Here is a 4,167-nt window from a genome sequence, read left to right as displayed (position 1 = left end):
CCAGGCCGCATTGACCCTGGGGTTGGTCATCACCGCCTGGGTTACGGCGCTCTTGAAATCTGCAACGGGCTGCGCCTGCACGACTGCGCCCTGCATCGCACAGAAAGCTGCCACAGCGCCAATAAAACCGAGTTTTCCTTGCATAATCTCCCTTCCTTGCTAACGGAGCCGCGCAGCGCTGTGCCACAATCCCCAAAAAAGCTTGGCAAGATTATAGGCGCGCCCGGACGAGTACCACGAATGTTGCAGACAGATACCATGAACCACGTCACAGAATACCATTCGTAACAACGTTTGGGGTGCTGCGCCGCACGGATCGGGAGAAATTACGATAATATCGCCTTTTGACCTTAGCCGGAGGCGGCGCGACTGCAGTACTGCCCCCATGACTCGCCCGGGCCTGGAGCGGAATTGGCGGTGGACTGAAGAATGCTCTTACTGAGTACGTTGCAGCGTGCACTTCCGGCCTTTGCCGCGGCGGCAATCGCGCTGGCGTTCAGCGGTACACTGGTGCTGGCCAACGTCGATCTCGACCGCATGGAGCGACTGGCGCTGGGCCGCCACGGCCCCAACACCGCCGATACAGTGGCCCGCTGGCGCTCACTCATTGACGAGATATCGGCGCTGAGTGATGTCGAGAAGGTGGAGCGTGTGAACAACTTCTTCAACACCCTGGTGCGCTGGCGCCAGGATATCGAGGTCTGGGGGCGGAATGACTACTGGGCCACACCGCTGGAGCTCATGGCTCGCCGCGAGGGCGACTGCGAGGACTTCAGCATCGCGAAATACATGACTCTGCTGTTGGCAGGCATTGAGGTGGAGCAGATGCGCATCACCTACGTCAAGGCCCAGATCAGCGGCGATGCCCGCAACGCTACCCAGGCCCACATGGTGCTGGCCTACTACCCCACGCCTGCGGCTGAACCCCTGATTCTGGACAACATGGTCTCCGAGGTTCGTCCGGCGTCGCGCCGGCCGGACCTGCGACCCGTGTTCGGCTTCAACAGCCAGGGCCTGTGGGTGGGCGCCGCCGCCGCACCGGCCACCCGGGACCCTGGTGCCAGGCTATCGCGCTGGCACGATCTGCTACAACGGATCGCGGCCGACGGGCTCGGCTGATCAACGCATACTGAGGGAGCAAGGACATGTCACTATTAAAACAACTCTGGCTGGCAATCATTCTCCTGCTGAGTCTCGTTTTCGGGGGCAGTTTCGTGGTCAGCAGCCTCTCAGCAAAGAGCTACCTGGAACAGCAGCTCTACATGAAAAACACCGACAACGCCGCCGCCCTGGCCCTGTCGCTGAGCCAACAGGAGGCGGACCCGGTGCTGCTGGACCTGACCGTGTCGGCCCAGTTCGACACCGGCCACTACGAACTGGTGGAACTGGCTGACCCGGAAGGCAGGATTGTCGTGCGCAGGGAAGACCGGCAACAGGCCAAGGGGGCTCCCGCCTGGTTCATCAAGCTGCTACCGATAGAGGTTGCGCCCGGTATCGCCCAGGTCCAGCAGGGCTGGCAGCAGGTCGGCACCCTCACCCTGCGCAGCCATTCCCGCTTCGCCTACCAGGAGCTTTGGCAAAGCACCCAGCTGCTGGCCCTGGTGTTCCTGGCGGCGATTGTGATTGCCGGCCTGCTGGGCAGCTACCTGCTGCGGATAATCCTCAAGCCTCTCGACGACGTTGTGGAACAGGCTGAAGCCATCGGCCAGCGCCGCTTCATCACGCTGCCCGAGCCCTCCACACTGGAATTCAGGCGTGTGGTCGGCGCCATGAACACCATGTCGGAGCGGATCAAGGCCACGCTGCGCCAGGAAACCGCACGCCTGGACAAGTGGCAGCGCAATGCCCAGATCGACAGGGTCACCGGGCTGATGAACCGGGAACCCTTCATGCAGTCCCTCAGCGCAGCGCTGGAAAGTGACGACGTCAACGCCACCGGCACGCTGACCCTGGTTCGGATCGGCGGCCTGGCCCGGCTCAACCAGAGCTATGGACGCAAGGCCATCGACGGCCTGCTGGCCGATGTGGGTGCGGCACTGAATACAATCGTCGCCCGTCACAGTCGCTGGGCGGCCTCCAGGTTGAACGGCTCTGACTTTGCACTGCTGGCGCCGCGCGCCATGGAGCTGGAGGTAGTGGCGCGGGAGATGCAGGATGCCGTGCGCGAAGTCATGGAAGCCCGCAGCATGCAACAGGACGTCACCTTGCCCGCCGCAACCACCGTCTATGTCCAGGATGACACCCTGACGAAACTGATGACCCGGCTCGACGGCGGACTGATCTCCGCCGAGCAGAAGGGAAACTCTGCCATCATCTCTACCTATGCCGGCGCTATTCAGGCGCTGCCGGTGAGGGAACAGATGGAGCACTGGCGCGAGGTGCTGCAGCGTGCCCTCCGCGAGCAACGATTCTCTCTCGCCAGCTTCCCGGTCGTAGGCAGCAACAGGCAATTGATTCATTTCGAGGCGCCGGTGCGCCTGGAGCAGGATGGACAGCAACTTGCTGCGGGAACGTTCCTGCCCTGGATCAACCGCCTCGAACTGTCCAGCGAACTGGACCAGCACGTAGTCGATCTCGCCCTGCGAGTAGCCGCGGTGCGCGGCCGGCCGCTATCGGTAAACCTGTCCGTTGGCGCGCTGGTGGAGCCCAGCTTCCTGCTCTGGCTGAGCGACCGCCTTTCCGCAGCCGGACCCAGCGCCGCCCATCTCTGGCTGGAGCTACCCGAGTCCATGGCTTTCCGTCACCTCGATGCCTTCAAGCGCCTGGCGGCGCGAGCAAAAACCTACGGTTGCAAGATCGGCATCGAGCATGTGGGGCACCAGCTCGCAGAGATCGGCCAGCTCGCCGACGTCGGTCTGGATTACCTGAAAGTGGATTCTTCGTTCGTCCGCGCTATCGACAGCAACCCCGGCAACCAGACCCTGTTGCGCGCGCTGTGCAGCGTCGGTCACTCCCTCGGCGTCATCGTGATAGCGGAGGCAGTCCGCAGCAAGGAGGAGTGGAGCCAGCTGCAGGAAATCGGCTTCGACGGCGCCACCGGGCCTGCGATCACCGACTTCAACACCTAGCCGCAGTCAGTCATCGCCCAGCAGGTCAAGGCTGGTGGATAGTTTGCTCCGCAGCCGTTGCCGATGCAGCATCTTCTTCTGCGCGGAGTCCGGCAGGTCGGTGAACAATATGATCCCGCGCTCGATCAACAGCTCTACGACATCCTCCAGCACCCTGACAAAATCCTGATCGGTAGCAACGAGCTCACCTGGATGGTGGCCCAGAGCATTCAGGTACGCCGCGAGGTCGGCGTCTTCCGGCGCCACAGCCTCGTCGCAGTCTCCGCGTAGCTGGCTGACTGCGACTATCCGGCCGCTGCTGTCGCGCTTGACGTAAGGCATTGTTCCGCTCCCATAAAAGTCCCCGGCACCCTTGCGGGCGCCGGGTCCGTTGCAGCTCTCTGCTACTGGTCGATTGTCAGCTGGCCCGACTTGAGCATACTGGCAATCACCGAGGCCACGTCATCGTGCTCGCCCGCCAGATCCACACCCTCGAGGGTAATGATCTGGTCGACCTTGCCAATGTCTCCCGGATTGTCCTGGAAGCTGCCGCTGGTGCTGACCTCAATGACCGTATCCGCTCCATCATAAGACACTTTCAGGTAGCTGGTCAGGTCGACACCATCGGCCTCCTCGCCCTGCAGGAGGTCGCGCAGGTCCAGAGTGTCCGCACCGCTGTCACCAAATCCGACAATGGTCGTAGCGCCCGATTCCGGCTGCTCGTTGAGCGTGAAGACAAACACATCATCATCCGGCGTAGCCATAATCAACCCGCCCGCCACCGGCTCGCCAGCCGGTGCGTCGACGGCGGGCTCGTCAACCACCACCGGCTCCAGGATGGGGCTGGGCACTTCGCGCGGCGCGAAGCCCGGGTCACCGCCAGCGGCGTTTGCCACGCCCTGCAGCACCACGTCCAGCGTGGTTTCGACCCGGTCACCATCGGCATCGGTCAGGAAATAGGTGAATGTCTCGGTGACCTCCGAGTCCGCTTCCAATGCATCGCGACCAGCTCGACTCATGCTGTAGCTGTAGCTACCATCCGGATTGACCGTCAGGCTGCCGAGGCTGCCCTCAATCACGCCGCTGCTGATGGCACCGCCAGCACTTTCCCAGGTAATGG

4 protein-coding genes are annotated in these 4,167 nt (G+C 62.8%); 2 read left to right on the top strand and 2 right to left on the bottom strand.

The window, feature by feature from the left end:
• Positions 1-429: 429 nt before the first annotated feature.
• Together RJQ10_RS00220 and RJQ10_RS00215 are read left to right on the top strand one after the other, a co-directional pair.
• Entirely contained in the window at positions 430-1,119 is a 690-nt protein-coding gene (locus tag RJQ10_RS00220; RefSeq protein ID WP_350142416.1) for a transglutaminase-like cysteine peptidase, read from the top strand.
• A gap of 26 nt (positions 1,120-1,145) precedes the next feature.
• A complete protein-coding gene (locus RJQ10_RS00215; protein ID WP_350142414.1) occupies positions 1,146-3,068 on the top strand; it encodes a bifunctional diguanylate cyclase/phosphodiesterase in 1,923 nt (640 codons plus the stop codon).
• Positions 3,069-3,074: 6 nt separating this feature from the next.
• On the opposite strand, the gene RJQ10_RS00210 is transcribed toward RJQ10_RS00215, so the two are convergent.
• Together RJQ10_RS00210 and RJQ10_RS00205 are read right to left on the bottom strand one after the other, a co-directional pair.
• Positions 3,075-3,389 (bottom strand): hypothetical protein, encoded by a 315-nt coding sequence (locus RJQ10_RS00210; protein ID WP_350142412.1) that lies wholly within the window; start codon positions 3,387-3,389, stop codon positions 3,075-3,077.
• A 62-nt stretch (positions 3,390-3,451) separates the two neighbouring features.
• A partial coding sequence (locus RJQ10_RS00205; RefSeq protein ID WP_350142410.1) for a type I secretion C-terminal target domain-containing protein occupies positions 3,452-4,167 on the bottom strand: 716 nt, incomplete at its 5' end.

Source organism: Haliea sp., from assembly GCF_040222615.1.
Taxonomy (GTDB): Bacteria; Pseudomonadota; Gammaproteobacteria; order Pseudomonadales; family Halieaceae; genus Haliea.
The sequence above is the reverse complement of the archived record's forward strand: the minus strand, read 5'-3'. Positions and strand labels throughout refer to the sequence as shown.

What these genes read in the sequence shown, in the direction of transcription:
- RJQ10_RS00210 (WP_350142412.1), bottom strand. Translation starts at nt 3,389, where the DNA reads ATGCCTTACGTCAAGCGCGACAGCAGCGGCCGGATAGTCGCAGTCAGC.
- RJQ10_RS00215 (WP_350142414.1), top strand. Translation starts at nt 1,146, where the DNA reads ATGTCACTATTAAAACAACTCTGGCTGGCAATCATTCTCCTGCTGAGT.
- RJQ10_RS00220 (WP_350142416.1), top strand. Translation starts at nt 430, where the DNA reads ATGCTCTTACTGAGTACGTTGCAGCGTGCACTTCCGGCCTTTGCCGCG.